Origin of the sequence: Kineosporia sp. NBRC 101677 (genome assembly GCF_030269265.1) — a bacterium.
GTDB classification, from domain to species: Bacteria; Actinomycetota; Actinomycetes; order Actinomycetales; family Kineosporiaceae; genus Kineosporia; species Kineosporia rhizophila.
In genome coordinates, this window is sequence record NZ_BSTA01000005.1 from 176,581 (window position 1) to 190,174 (window position 13,594).

Genomic DNA, 13,594 nt, shown 5'->3' on the forward strand with positions numbered 1-13,594 from the left:
CCCGGGCCCGGTCGTCGGCAAGTGTTCCGATCGTGCCCCACAGAACGCGCTGACCTGGCAGAACCGGCCGGGCCCGGCACTTTGAGGCAGCCGCCGCAGGCTACCGGCGAGTCCGTGATCAGCTCACCGGTTGGCCGCCGCCGCGTACTGCCGGACCAGTTCGGGCACCAGCGCGGGCGGACAGTCACTGACCTGGCCATCGCCCAGCTCGATCACCCGCCACACCCCGTCGGTGCGCAGAGCCAGATCGAGCGTGACGAACCGAAGAGCCAGCTTCTGGATCAGGGGCGTGCAGACGTCGGTCGCCGGTAGGGACGAGGGCAGCGACTGCGGGGTGTCGGGGTGAGCGCCGACCAGCCGGCACTCGCCGTCGACCCACCACGTGCGCACCTCGTCCGACGTGAATTCCTCGAACTGCCGCAGCACGTAGCCGCCGGTGAAGGCCTCGTCGCGCAGCTCCCGGAACCGGTCGGCCACCTTCCCGGCGGCCTCGGCGTCCTGCAGATCGGGGATGAAAGCGGCCTCGTGCCAGTGATGCTTGGCCGACTTGGTGTAGTCCCGCAGCACGGCCGCCCCAACGCCCAGAGCGGTGCGCGCCGCGTCGAAAGCCTCACGGGTGTCGCCCTCGCGCCACTCGGCCCGGGGCGTGACCTCCCGCAGAGCCTGGTACCAGCCCGGCAGTTCGTGGGCGCGCCGGTACTGCCCGGCATCGGTCACCAGCCGTACCCCGCGCTCGCGCAGCGCTGCCTCGAATCCGGCGTACTGCTGCGCGGTCAGCATCCACCCGCGGTACAGCGCCTCCCCGGAATCGTGCGGCACCCGGGCCACCCCGGCTCGGGCGCCGTCGGGTCGGGTCAGCTCGTCGTGGTCGACGAACGCCACCGTCAGCCCGAGCTCGCGCGCCGCAGCCACTTCCTCGGCGTAGTGTTCGTCCGGGCGTCGGGGGCGCAGCGGATCGGCGGGGAAGAGAAGCATCACGAGCAGCAGTATTCAGCGGCTATAACGGCTCTGTCATGCACGTTTACGCGCTGCCTCTACCTCACGCATACGTTCCGACGGTGCCGAAGACCGGGATGAACACCACGACCACCGCTGCCGTGCCGGCCAAGGTGAGGACCAGCGGCGCCCGTCCCCGGATACGCCGCGCCAGCATCCCGAGCAGGAAGAGCAGCCCCGCCAGCCCGCTCACCGTCCAGTACACCGGGCTGGTGCTCTGGCTCACCGCCGTCAGGCCGTACAGCGATTCGCCGATGGTCACGCCGGTCAGCGCCGCCGTACCCAGGGCAGCCCGACCGCCGCGTTCACGCAGCCACGCGGCGGCCACTCCGATGAACGGACCAGCAACGGCGCCCGACAACGTCCACAGCAACGGGTCGTACGCGTGCCCGTACAGCGCCAGCGCGGCCGTGTACCCCAGCATGAGCAGCACGCCGCTGACCGAACCGAGCACGGCGGCCAGCCGTACGCCGGGGCGCACCCACAGCAGGAGCACCACCATCAGCGCCGTCCACCCGTTGGCCGAGTTGGCCAGGGAGAACATCGAGTAGGGCAGCACGGTCTGCGCGTACGCGGTGAGGCCACCCAGAACGAAGCTGAGCACCGCCACCACCAGCGCGGCGACCGCCGGATCATCGAAACGGTTCTCGTACAGCGGATTCTGACGCATCGTCGGCTCGCTCACCCAGGTGATCCTGCCCGCACTGGTGCGGGCCGGCGTCCTTCTGTGGTGCCGGGCCACTGAACAAGAGGACGATTCGAGCGGTACCTGAGGCCGACGTCCTCTGGTTCGGGTCGGGTTTGTGCTTTGAGGACGTCGGTGGTGGGCACGGCTACTTGGGCGACAGGATGGCGAGTTGGCAGTTGTGGTCCCAGTCGAACGCGGCCTGGTAGAAGCGGCCCTTGGGATCGCGGTGGTTGCTGCCGGTGAAGGCCGCGATCGGGGAGTCGATCTGTTTCGTCGCCTTGGCACCGGGGATGCTGTAGCTGACCAGCCGGGTGCCGCCGCCCTCGTCGCCGGCCGTCGGGGCGATGATCGGCCAGCCCAGGAGCTGTTTCTCGTTCGCTGTGAGCCCGATGCCGTAGAGGTACATGACCCGGTACTTGCTGGCGTGGTCGTAGTCGGCCGGGTCGATGAAGGATCCGAGTGAGGTGAAGGCGCCGGTGGCGACGTCCAGCCGGTACAGGTTGCCGGTCACCGTGGTGAGGTAGATCTTGCTGCGGTCGGCGGTGACCGCCTGGCCGTTCCAGAACCCGCCCTTGAGCTTGATGCCGGTGTTGCGGTGCTTGCCCGTGGCGATGTCGTACTCCCACACGGGGTTGCTGTTGCCGCGCAGCGCCGGGTCTTCCGGGCCGCGATAGGTGTACACCCTGCCCGTGCGGGTGACCACGATCTCGCGGCTGACCATCTTGTTCAGCGCCCAGGGGATGCCCTTGACCACCTTGCGCACGGTGGCGGTGGCCGGGTCGAACAGGATGATGTCGCCGTGCGGGTGGGACAGCCCCACCAGCAGTTTGTGCTCGGGGGAGTAGCTGAGCGCCACGATGCCCTGGTGCTTGATCACCACGCCGCCGGGCAGGTGCCGGCTGACGTCGTCGAAGGCGCCGGTGTCGAGGTCGAAGCTGAACAGGTGGGCGCCCCGGTAGTCGGGCAGCGTGTCGATCGCGCCCTTGAAGTCGTGGAAGCCCTGCGAGCCCATGTACAGCTTGCGCCCGACCTGCACGATCCGGGTGTGGCCCTTAGGGATCTGCTCGCCGCCGGCCAGGTTGTTCTGGCGGGTGGCCACGTCGATGAAGCTGCCGAGGAACTCCTTGCGGCCGGAGCTGGGGGTGTAGCGGAACAGCGCTGTGTCTTCCCGGCCGTCGGAGCGTGTGCTGGTCCAGTTGATGTACAGCCGGTTCTGGTCGTCCAGGCCCAGGGAGTTCCAGCACTGGGTGGGCGTGAGATAGCTGGGGGTGACCGCGGCGAAATCGGTGTACGTGACCGCGAATTTGGCCGCCCGCCTCTTCGGACGGGCTCCGAGGGCGGTGAACTGCGGGGACGCCGGCAGGAGGGGGAGGAGCCCGGCCGCGGCCAGCACCGAACGGCGGGACGGTGCCTGGGCCGAGGTAAGGGCTGAGTGGTGGGCAGGCTGGCTGAAGGTGTCGTTGTCCATCCTTCGTTCCCCCAACGGAAGGAAGCCGACGTCAGCGCCCCGGCGTCTGTGGTCGGCTCTCGCGGAAGGCGCAGCGCGCCCTGAGAAACCCCAAAACCCTTTGGGCAAGCGATCTTCGGAACCGATTGCCTCCAACAGGTTCACTCCGACCCGCGGGTCCGTCAAGGGATACGCGGCGGTTCGATCGGGCGGGCATAAGCGGACATATTGCGCGCGGTTGGGTGGCCAGGGGGTGGGCGCTCGTGGCGCAACGTCGGACGGGGATGAGCTCCTGATGGCTGAGGGCAGGTTTGTGGCGTTTTGAGATGCGGAGCGTGATCACCGACGTGATCATGTGCGGGTGGCGGACACGGAGAAGGACCAGCCGAACGATTCCGGGGTCATACCCAGGACAGACCCGGGGTTGGTAACCGCGAGGCCGGCCACAACCGGCGGTGACGACCAGGAGCTCGCCGAGATCGGGGCACGAGCCAAGCGCCGCACCGACCGCTGGTTCTTCGGCACGATGATCGTCTGCCTGCTCGTTACCCCGCTGGCGGTGGCCATGGGCATCATCGCGGCCGAGGACTCGGACGACGGCGGAACGCCCTGGTGGGTCTGGCTTCTCATCACCCTGGCCGGTGTGCTGCCCATCCTGGTGACGCTGCCGGTGTTCTGGTGGCTGCGGCGCCGGGGCGTGCGCTGGCTGAGCCCGGTGCTGGCCGCCGGCGTGGATCGCGAACGCCGTAAGGCGATCAACAAGGCCATCCGGTCTGGCCAGGCGGTCGAACCCCGCGACCAGCCGCTCGCCCAGGATCTGGCCGAGCGCACGGTGATGCAGCGCTGGACGCTGTACCTGCTGCTTCCGGTCATGGTGCTGATCAGCGCGAACCGGCTCCTCTCGGACGAGCGGGTACTCGTCGCCGACCTCTTCGTCGGGGTGGGGGCGCTCGGCTTCTTCTGCTCGCTGCCGTTCACCTGGCGCAACGTACGACGGGCGAAGGCCTGGCTCGCCCAGCACGGCACCCGCGCCGATGCGGCATGACCAGTCCGGGGGAGCCACTTGCCTCGGTCCGAGAACGGGCTCGTCGTGGGCCGAACCGCTGGCTGTTCGCCGGCCTGCTGATCTGTGGGCTGGCCGGGCCCCTGGCGCTGGTCTGGTGCGCAACCTTCGCGGCGCCCAGCGTTGGCTCGCGACGTACGGGCAGCGGCAGGACGCGGGATGACTGACCAGAAACGAACCACGCACCCGAGGTGAGTGGCCGCAGTCGGTGCGCGCACTCGTCCTCAAGCTGGTAGCTGTTCGCCTACTCTGCGTGCCAGTGGTAGAGATTTCGCGGCCGGCCCGAGCTTCCGTAGCGCTGGGTCTGGGCGGCCATCCGGCGGGCGGTGAGCTCTTCCAGGTAGCGGCGGGCCGTGACGCGGGAGATTCCCAGGGCCTCGGCCACCTCGTTCGCGGTCACCGGGGTGCTCGAGGTGCGCAGGTGTGACGCCACGTGATCGAGCGTGCGCAGCGAGGTGGCGCGGGAGGCAACGACTTCCGAGCGCACGTCGGGGCGCAGCTGGGCGATGGCCGAGTCGATGTCGAACTGGTTGATCGGCCCGGTGGAGTCGGTGGTGCGGCGGTGGTAGGTGGCGTAGCGACGCAGGTGCCCCTGAAAACTGCGCAGCGTCAGGGGTTTGAGCAGGTAGTGCACCACCCCGAAGGAGAGGGCCGAGCGCACCAGGCCGATCTGGCGGGCCGCGGTGATCACGATGATGTCCACCGGGCTGTTGCGGGCGCGCAGGATCCGGCACAGCTCCAGGCCGCTGATGTCGGGCAGTTGCAGGTCGAGCAGGATCAGGCCGAAGGGTTCGGTGTCGAGCAGCTGCAGAGCCTCGGCACCTGTGTACGCGACGCCACCGACAGTGAAATCGGCCGTCTTCTTCACATACTCGCTGTGCAGACTCGCGACAACCGGATCGGGTTCCACGATCAGCGTGCGGATCAGGTGGTCGGGACTCATGCGCCCGCCCGGGCCACGCACGGGGAGAAACAGGCCGGACAGAACGCTGCCGGCTGGAGGCGGAACCTCATCATCCTCCTTGCGCGAGCGGCCGATCCCAGATCATGGCGTGACGTACGACGCTCGCAGATTCGAGCCCCAGGTTGGGAGACATCGTAGGGGTAGGTGCCACATGTGAGTGGGCTGTGGATTTTCGTCGTATCCGATGAAGGACGTCTGTGGCGGGCCGGGCGGCATGATCTGGATCACTCGGGAACGAAGTGAATCCTCTGTGTCCACGCAGAGTTTGCATCAGTGTGCCGAGAGTAGTTGAATTGCCGGAGGGCGAAGCCTGATTGGAAATTGTCGCCCGCTTTTGCATGACGCCGGAATGTTTGCTCGGCGAACCGTGTTTCCGGGCAGCTAGATTCATTCTGATCTTGACGCGGTTGCAGCGGTTGTGCCCTGCGCTCCCGCGTCTGTGCCGGCCAAAGAGATCCTGTGCACCACGACTTCGTATGAGTGCTGGTCATCGCTTCAAGACGGGCTGTCACCGGGTTTCGTAAGTTTTGTCGAGCTTGCATGTTCTTTTGGTTCTTTTGTAGAACGGTGCTCGACGCTTCGTCATCCGGTGGCCCTGCTCCTGCCTTGCGCCTGCCGACGGTTGCATCTCTAGGGAGAACTGGATGTTTCGCGAACCGCGACGACTGGAGGAACTCCCTCCATTCGATGCGCGGACGATCGAGGTCGTGCGCAAGAGCTGCCAGTCCCTGCCGAAGGACAGCACCGCGCTGACCGAGGAGTTCTACAAGCAGCTGTTCGACATGGCGCCCCAGGCCCGTCCGCTGTTCCCGCCGGACATGACCCAGCAGAACGATCGTCTGCTGAAGGCCATCCTCATGGCGGTCAACCACCTGGACCGTCCGGAGATGGTCGAGGCGCAGCTGCGCCGCTGGGGAGCGATCCACCGGCACAAGTACGGCATCACCAACGACCTCTACGTCTACGTGGCCCACGCCCTGGTCCGCGCCCTGCGCGCGTTGAACGGCGGGTACCTGGAGACAACGGTGGCATCCAGCTGGATGGCCGTGTACGAGTGGATGGCCGCGGTGATGATCGACGGCGCCGACGGTGCCGAGGTCGAGGACAAGCAGGTCGTGGCGCAGTCGGCGCCCCAGCGGGACGCGTCCCAGCTGGCCGCTCCCGTGGCTCCCGAGCGGCGGGTGCCGGGGGCGACCGGGGCGGGCGGTCGCGCCGGTGCGGCGGCTACCTCAGGCGGGGCTGTTTCGGCTGCCCGGGGCGGTTCGGGGCCCAGCACGGGGGCTGTTCCTGCGGTGGGTTCGAGGGCTGCTGCCCTTGGGCCGAAGACCACGCCGGCCGGGGTTCGGCGGCCGCGTACGGGGCAGCTGCCGGTCGATCGCTCGGGCCAGGGGCAGGCTCAGGGGCAGGAGGCGCCGCAGCTGTACGCCGCTCCTCCGGCGATGTATGCCGCTCCGCCCGCTCTGTACGCGCCGCCGGCTCAGCAGGAGGCGCCGCAGCCTGCACCTTCGCAGCACGAGCAGCAGTACATCGATCACCAGTACGGCAATCAGCAGCAGGCTGCCCAGCAGCAGGTTCTGGCCCAGCAGCAGGCGGCTCAGCAGCGGGCTCTGGCCCAGCAGCAGGCCGGAGTGCAGCAACCGGCGACGCAGCAGTTGGCTCTCGGGGCGGGGTCGCAGTTCGCGTCCGGTCCGCAGTACGGGCAGCAGAACAACCAGCAGTTCGCCGGGCAGTCGCAGTACGGGGATGACCAGGCTGCGGCCCAGTACGGGCAGGTGGAGCAGTACGGGCAGGCTGCGCAGTACAGCGAGGCGGGGTACGCCGCTGCGCCTGGTGATGCTCAGCACGGCCAGGGGTATGCCGGTGGGCAAGCCGTTGAGCCGTACGCCGGTGGGCAGGCTGTTCAGCAGTACGGGCAGGGTGCGCAGTACGCCGCTGCGCCCGGTGATGCTCAGTACGGCCAGGGGTACGCCGGTGGGCAGGCCATGGAGCCGTATGCCGCTGGTCAGCACGACCAAGGACAGTACGCGGAAGGTCAGTACGGGGACGCTCAGTACGCCGAGGGGCAGTACGCAGAAGGTCAGTACGGCCAGGAGCAGTACGCCCAGGGCCAGCACGGCCAGTCGCAGTACGTCGAAGGCCAGTACGCCGAGGGGCAGTACGCCGAAAGTCAGTACGCCGAAGGTCAGTACGCCGAAAGTCAGTACGGGCAGCAGCAGTACGCGCAGGGGCAGTTCGCGGAACAGCAGTACGCCGACCCCCAGAGCTACGCCCAGGGCTATGACCAGGCGGCCGAGGGGCAGTACGCCCAGCAGGCCGGCGCGGGTCAGTACGGTCAGCCGGACGCCCAGCAGCCTGGCCAGGCTCAGTACGGCCAGGCTGAGTCCGGTCAGGGCCAGTCCGGTCAGGCTCACTACGGTCAGGCCCAGTCCGGTCAGGCTCAGTACGGCGACGCCCAGTACGGCCAGGCTCAGTACAGCCAGGCCCAGTACGGCGAGCCGGGCGAGGGGCAGTACGGGGCCCAGTACTCCGACGCTCAGTACGCGCAGCCTGCTGACCAGCAGTACGGCGAGACGTCGTATGCCGCGCCGGGCTCGGCTCAGGCCACCGGCAACCGGTACGGCGGGGCCCACCAGGGCGCGGCCGAGTACGGCATGCAGCAGTACCAACAGCAGCAGCAGGAGGTGACCGGCGAGCAGTTGATGCAGCCCAGCCCCTACGCCACGCAGCCTCACGGCATACCGGTCGCCACCCCGCGCGCCACGCAACCGCAGCCGGGGCAGCCGGCCGAATCCTGGCAGGGCACCGTATGACCCAGCACCTCCACCGCGGCACCGGCTACGGCGAGACAACGTTCGCCGCTGCGGCGCCCACCGTGCAGGTGAAGACGGGTACGGCTCCGGCCGGCCTGCCGCTGTCGGTTCCGAGTACGGGGGAGCACCCGCTGTTCCGCCCCACCACGGCGTTCCGGCACGACACCGAGCGCCCGCCGATCGACCCCGACCGGGTGGTCGCGGAGTGGCAGCTCATGTACGAGTGGCTGGACCGTGACCCGGAAATGGCCTCGGTCTGCGGGTTCACGGCCGAGGAACTCACCGCCAACGCCCGCCGCGCCCGGCTGGTCGAGCTGATCGCCGAGGTCGGGCCGGGCCGCACGTTCAGTGTCCGGCCCAACGAGATCCAGTTCTGGGTGCGCTACTCCTGGATCAACTCCGACCGCTGCTCGGGCCGTCAGCACGCGCTGCAGCACGCCGTCATCCAGTACCGGCCCGAGGTGCGCAGCGCGGTCGACATGCTGCATGCCGCCGTGGAGCACGCCGACCTGGCGATGAACGCGCCGGTGCCGCCGCAGACCGTGATCACCGTGCTGGGTGCGCCGATCGCGCCGGGTGAGCTCGGGCAGATGTTCGTCACCGAGCAGATGCTGCGGGCCGCCGGGTACCGCACGGCCGACGGTGGGTGGACCGGCGACGGTGGGTATCTCGACGTCACCGACTGGGTGCGCTCCTACGGGGCCGAGGACCTGATCGAGCCCATGCCCGGGTACCGTCCCGGCTCGTTCGACGTGCTGCCGATGATCGCGATGGGCGCCGACGGCGAGCTGGTCATGGCCTCGGTGCCGAACAGCAGCCGCTACCTGATCGACATCCCCTGGCCGCACCACCCGGAGAGCAAGGGCCGCGCCGACGACTCCGGCTACGGCGAGCCGTTCGCCTGCTGGCCGGCCATCCCGCTGCAGACCAACTTCGACCTGGACATCGCCGGGCAGCGCTTCTGCACCATCTTCAACGGCTGGTACGTGGACGAGGAACTGGCCACCAACTTCCTCGACCCGCGCCGCTACAACTGGGCCGACCGGATCGGCGAGGCCATCCACGGCCCGGTCGACCAGCAGATGCTCTCGGCCACCGACCGGTTCGACGAGTACCGGATGGCGCAGATCGAGATCGCCACGCTGCGGGCCATCCGTGCCGGGTTCAAGCAGTCCCGGATGAAGATGAACAACCTCTCGGCCAGCCAGAGCGGTTTCGCCAAGTTCTGCCAGCGCCACCTGACCACCCACGGCGAGATGCCGCCGAACGACACCGGCTGGACGTCCAACCGGATCGGCTCGCGGTTCCGCTTCCCCAGCCACCCGCTGCCGCACCTGCCCCAGGAGCGGGGCGCGACGCTGGTGAAGCACTGGCTCACCGTGAAGTCGCTGCGCCCGGGCGTGCCGGTGCACATCGCCGACCTGGACCGCACCACCGAGACGGGGCTGCAGGCGGGCCAGCACGGCCGCCACGCCAAGGTCACGGCCGCCCAGCCGGTGGGCACGTACGAGTACGCGCCGGCCTGGAACGAGGACGACCAGCCGACCGAGCCGCGCGGCTGCCCGGTGACGCACCGCCAGATGTAGCCGGGCGGGCGCCGGCGCGCCGAGTGTTCACCCGAAGGTCGCGGCGCTCGCGCGTAGCTTTCACGCCACGGATCGTCACGTCCGGTTCGATCGGGAAACGTGACGAGGGTCAGGCAGACACCGGCTGAACAGGGCTTTTGGTCGAAGTGCAGTACCGGGGCCGGATCCCTTCTCAACTTTTCGTCTCGCCTCGTCCCTCTCCCCGGTGGGGGCACCTCCCGGCCCCCTAGGGGCTGGGGGAGGACGGGGTTTGCCCGGGGCCAGAAGCAGACACCCCACGCCGCGCTGGCGTGTCTGGCCGCGGCGTTCGTCCTGCTGTTCATCCCCTCGCTCCTGGGCGCCTCTGCGGCCACGCCGCCCCTGGGCCCCCGCCACTGGTCACCGCCTTACGACCTCGGACTCGCCCCGGCGCCCGCACTCGTCATCGTTCTGCTGACCGGCGGCTACCTCCTGGCGGCACTGGGCACCTGGCAGGCGCTCAAAGCGCTCCGGGCGGGCTGGGCCCCGCGCAGGAGCCTGACCTGGGCGGCGGCCGGACTGATGACGACGCTCGCGGTTCTCGTCGCACCTTTCGGTTCGGCTGACCATCTCAGCTACGCCGCCTACGGCCGGATCAGTGCGCTGGGGGCTGACCCGTACGTGGTCGCGCCGAACACCTGGCCCACGGCAGACGCGGTGATCGGGGCGGTTGAGGCTCCGTGGGAGGGCACGACCAGTGTGTACGGGCCGGTCGCCACGGCGCTGTTCGAGGTGGCGGCGATGGTCGGGGCGGGGGACCTGCGGCTGACCGTGTGGCTGCTGCAACTCGTTGTGGGGGCGGCGTTCCTGGTCACCGGCGCGCTGTTGTACCGGCTGGCCGGCGAGAACCAGCGCGTCAGAGGGCGAGTGGCGGTGTTGTGGCTGCTGAACCCCGCGCTCCTGGCCGTGCTTGTGGGTGGTGCCCACCTGGACACGGTGTCCGTGGCGGCCGCGGTAGCGGGCGTGGCGCTGCTCATCCTGACCCGCCGCCAGAACCCAACAATGGACGGGTTGCTGGTGCGGGTGCCGCTGTGGGGCCTGGCGGGCGTGGCCTTCGCCCTGGCTGCAGGCACGAAGCTGCCCTACCTGGCCGTGGCCGCGGCCGCATGGTGGGCGATCCACCGGCGGCCGGCCGTGGAAGTGGCTGCAGCCACCACGTCGGCGCTGGTCGGCGCCGCCCTGGTCCTGGTGCCGGCCCATGCGTGGGCCGGGCCGCACACCTACGCCCAGACGCAGAAAGCCAGCCACTTCGTCTCCATCGCCAGCCCCTGGCGGACCCTGATCAGCCTGCTGGAGGTGCTGTTCGGGCCGGCGGCTCGTGACCTGCTGCCCCTGCTCTTCGCTGCGCTCGCCGTGCTGGTGATCGTTGCCGCGCGCCGCATCTGGCAGCCCGTGCACTTCGCCAGCGTGGGTACCGACGTCGAGCTCCGTAGCGCAGCCCGCGCCCTGCTGGTGCTCTCCCTGGCCTACCCCGTGGCTGCTCCGTACGTTCTTCCCTGGTACGACGCACCTCTGTGGATAGCGTTCGTCCTCGCCGACGTCCCCTTGTTGCTCGAAGGTCTGTTGGTGACGAGGCTGGCCGTGATGGCGATCTCCTACGTGCCGGGCCGCGCGGACGTGCCCTCATCGCTGGCCACGGAGGTCATGCTGGGGGTGCGCCACGTGGCCGCGCCGCTGCTGGTCTGCGGGCTGCTCGGCTGGTTGTTCGTGGTGGCTCGGCGTTCCCCGGCGCCCTGGCTACCGGTGGGCTTGATCTCCAGGCTCCGAGCCAGCACGAATGCCAGCGCCAGCACGGTCAGCCCCCGCGCCAGCATGGCCGCGTTGCCCATCCAGCCCGGGGTGCCCCACAACCACGACCACTGAGCCCACAGCCAGATGTCGGTCACGGTGAACACCGCGACCCAGCGCCAGGGCACGGCCAGCACGACCAGGAACGGCACGAGCCACAGGCCGTACTGAGGGGAGTCGACGCGGCCCACTGCGATGTAACCGGCCACCATCGCCCCGGCCACCGCGAGCGCCGGGAAGCTTCCCTCGCTGCGCCAGCGCTGCACGCCCACGCGGATCAGCACGCCCCACAGCGCGAAAACGGCGGCCCAGGCGCACAGGTTGGCGATCGAGGTCTGATGCGCGTCGAAGAGCCAGTACCAGATCGAGTTCGTGGTCTTGTCGTTCACGCGTCTCGACTGCATGGCGAAAGGCCCGTACCAGCCTTCGAAGTTGGCCACCATGAACGGCACGTTCAATGCCAGCGCCGTGCCGACGGCCGCCGCGACCATCCGAGCGCCGTCGGCCACCCGGCGGTCCAGGAGCAGCGCGATCAGGAACGGCAGCAGCAGGAAGCCGGGGTAGATCTTGGCGCACGCCCCCACCGAGGCGAGCACTCCCACCAGCAGGTAGCGCTGCCGGTGCCAGGCCCACAGCGCCCCGGCCGTCGCCGCGACCGGCAGCAGGTCCCAGTTCAGGTAGGCGTAGGCGGCCAACTGGGGGGAGAGGGCGAACAGCAGGGCCCGGGGGCCGACGATGCGGTACAGCGGCAGGACGCTGAGAAAGGCGAACGGGGTCAGGGCCAGGGCCGAGACGATCCAGAACCCGTTCACCGAGTCCACCGGCAGCGAGCTCAGCCAGGCGAACACCCCCGTCACCACCGGGTACTCGATCTGCCCGGCCCCCAGCCGGATGACCTCGTGCCCCTGCGCATCGACGGTGTGCTCGACCGCGCCCTGGTAGGGAGCGACGTGCTGGTCCATGTCGCGCAGGTGCCAGAGGGTCTGGATGTCGTTGTAACAGACCTTCGGCTGGTCCCCGGGTTGCCAGTCGGTCAGGCAGTACGACTTCAGACCGGCGGCGACCACCAGGGTCAGACCGGTGAGCAGCAGCAGGGGCAGCAACCCCAGGGCGAGCGCGCGGGTAGGCCGGGACACGGGGCCTGACCATAGGGGTTGTGTGCGAACGGGCCGGTCGCGTCGGCGCGAATGATCGGCCAACATCCGGTTCCACGACGTCAGCCGCCGTTCCCGCGTCGGAGCCACAAACGTCCATAGGACTGTTCGGACACTTCACGTATGACGCTCGACCGGCCGCTCTGCCCGCGCGGCAGGGGCGTCGCTGGCCCCTAGGTCGACACTGGGTAGGTTGTCAGCCGCATCGGGTGAGTGGGGTGAGGCATGCCGGAGGGTCCGGAGGCGGTGGTCGCGCGGCAGCTCCAGGAGCTGCAGGCCGACCGTGAGCGGTCCGCCGTGCTGAGCGGCTATGTCGCTGCGCTCATCGACGAGGCCGGCTGGGGTGTGGAGCAGATCGCGGGTCTGCTCGGGGCGTCGCGGCAGTCGGTGTCCAAGCGGCGTAAGCAGGGGCGGGAGCTGGCGGGGGAACAGCGGGCCGACGTGCAGGAGCTTCCGTTGCCGCAGGCCCCGGCCAAGGAGCAGCGCACCCGCTCGGGGCTGCGCATCCCTGACGCCGACGAGATCACCGCCCGGGAGTCGGCCTGGGTGAGGGCCGAGGTGGGCGGCGCCCCCACGGCTACCGAGCTGCCGGCCCGGCTCAAGGTGGTGGCGAGCCTGCTGCAGGAGGTCGAGGGGGTGGTTGACCGGTGCCGCAGCGAGCGCGCGCGTCTGGCCTGGATCCTGACCTGCTTCGATCCCAGGGCCGGTCAGGGCCTGCAGAAGGCGGGGCACTGGCAGCCGGACGAGTTCTTCGCAGCCCGAGCTGCGGCTCTGGCCCCCGCCGCCGAGCTGAAGCTCATGGGCGAGAGCGAATTGAGGACGCTGGCGAGGGCCCGCGCGGTTGAGGCGCCGGTTGACGTCGAGTCGGCTCGGGTTGAGTACTACCAGGTCACGGTGGAGTTGCTCACGGCGCAGGCGCGGCGGCGGGCGGCCACCGAGGTGAGGGATGTGCTCGTGCGACAGTACGTGAAGCGTGATGCGAACGGCCGCTGGAAGGGCGTGACCGAGGTGGCGGGGTGGATCGGGCGCAGCCAGTCGCAGGTCACGCAGATCTGCGACGCCGGCTGAGGCCAGCACCGC

9 protein-coding genes and 1 pseudogene are annotated in these 13,594 nt (G+C 69.4%); 5 read left to right on the forward strand and 5 right to left on the reverse strand.

What is annotated here, in order from left to right; all coding sequences use genetic code 11:
• Window positions 1-123: 123 nt before the first annotated feature.
• The 3 genes from QSK18_RS16840 to QSK18_RS16850 all read right to left on the reverse strand — a co-directional run bounded on the left by QSK18_RS16840 (window position 124) and on the right by QSK18_RS16850 (window position 3,152).
• Window positions 124-975, reverse strand: a complete 852-nt coding sequence (locus tag QSK18_RS16840; RefSeq protein ID WP_285620798.1) for an ATP-grasp domain-containing protein — start codon at window positions 973-975, stop codon at window positions 124-126.
• Between the two features lie 64 nt (window positions 976-1,039).
• Window positions 1,040-1,681: a DUF6518 family protein gene (locus QSK18_RS16845; protein WP_285620203.1), complete on the reverse strand. Its 642-nt coding sequence runs from the start codon at window positions 1,679-1,681 to the stop codon at window positions 1,040-1,042.
• Window positions 1,682-1,829: 148 nt separating this feature from the next.
• Entirely contained in the window at window positions 1,830-3,152 is a 1,323-nt protein-coding gene (locus QSK18_RS16850; RefSeq protein ID WP_285620205.1) for an SMP-30/gluconolactonase/LRE family protein, read from the reverse strand.
• A 403-nt stretch (window positions 3,153-3,555) separates the two neighbouring features.
• Between QSK18_RS16850 and QSK18_RS16855 the strand changes: the two genes are divergently transcribed.
• Window positions 3,556-4,176 (forward strand): hypothetical protein, encoded by a 621-nt coding sequence (locus QSK18_RS16855; RefSeq protein ID WP_285620206.1) that lies wholly within the window; start codon window positions 3,556-3,558, stop codon window positions 4,174-4,176.
• 262 nt (window positions 4,177-4,438) lie between these two features.
• On the opposite strand, the gene QSK18_RS16860 is transcribed toward QSK18_RS16855, so the two are convergent.
• Entirely contained in the window at window positions 4,439-5,137 is a 699-nt protein-coding gene (locus QSK18_RS16860; protein ID WP_232814301.1) for a response regulator, read from the reverse strand.
• A 665-nt stretch (window positions 5,138-5,802) separates the two neighbouring features.
• On the opposite strand from QSK18_RS16860, the gene QSK18_RS16865 reads away from it, so the two are divergent.
• From QSK18_RS16865 to QSK18_RS36270, 3 genes and pseudogenes are all read left to right on the forward strand, one after another.
• Complete coding sequence (locus QSK18_RS16865) at window positions 5,803-7,968, forward strand: globin domain-containing protein (RefSeq protein WP_285620209.1); 2,166 nt, start codon at window positions 5,803-5,805, stop codon at window positions 7,966-7,968.
• Window positions 7,965-9,554 carry a nitric oxide synthase oxygenase gene (locus QSK18_RS16870; protein WP_232814299.1) on the forward strand — a complete coding sequence of 530 codons (1,590 nt, stop codon included), beginning with the start codon at window positions 7,965-7,967 and terminating at the stop codon, window positions 9,552-9,554. The genes QSK18_RS16865 and QSK18_RS16870 overlap by 4 nt, the downstream gene beginning before the upstream one ends.
• A 99-nt stretch (window positions 9,555-9,653) precedes the next feature.
• Window positions 9,654-10,676: pseudogene (locus tag QSK18_RS36270) on the forward strand (MptA/MptB family glycosyltransferase); the annotation flags it as partial.
• Between the two features lie 491 nt (window positions 10,677-11,167).
• Here the strand turns inward: QSK18_RS36270 and QSK18_RS16875 are convergent.
• Window positions 11,168-12,496, reverse strand: coding sequence for a glycosyltransferase 87 family protein (locus tag QSK18_RS16875; RefSeq protein ID WP_285620210.1), 1,329 nt, complete (start codon window positions 12,494-12,496; stop codon window positions 11,168-11,170).
• A 243-nt stretch (window positions 12,497-12,739) separates the two neighbouring features.
• Between QSK18_RS16875 and QSK18_RS16880 the strand changes: the two genes are divergently transcribed.
• A complete protein-coding gene (locus QSK18_RS16880; protein ID WP_285620211.1) occupies window positions 12,740-13,582 on the forward strand; it encodes a hypothetical protein in 843 nt (280 codons plus the stop codon).
• The last annotated feature ends 12 nt before the right edge of the window (window positions 13,583-13,594 follow it).

Excerpts from the sequence above, each read along its gene's own strand:
- QSK18_RS16840 (WP_285620798.1), bottom strand. The coding sequence starts at position 975 with ATGCTTCTCTTCCCCGCCGATCCGCTGCGCCCCCGACGCCCGGACGAA.
- QSK18_RS16850 (WP_285620205.1), bottom strand. The coding sequence starts at position 3,152 with ATGGACAACGACACCTTCAGCCAGCCTGCCCACCACTCAGCCCTTACC.
- QSK18_RS16860 (WP_232814301.1), bottom strand. The coding sequence starts at position 5,137 with ATGAGTCCCGACCACCTGATCCGCACGCTGATCGTGGAACCCGATCCG.
- QSK18_RS16865 (WP_285620209.1), top strand. The coding sequence starts at position 5,803 with ATGTTTCGCGAACCGCGACGACTGGAGGAACTCCCTCCATTCGATGCG.
- QSK18_RS16870 (WP_232814299.1), top strand. The coding sequence starts at position 7,965 with ATGACCCAGCACCTCCACCGCGGCACCGGCTACGGCGAGACAACGTTC.
- QSK18_RS16880 (WP_285620211.1), top strand. The coding sequence starts at position 12,740 with ATGCCGGAGGGTCCGGAGGCGGTGGTCGCGCGGCAGCTCCAGGAGCTG.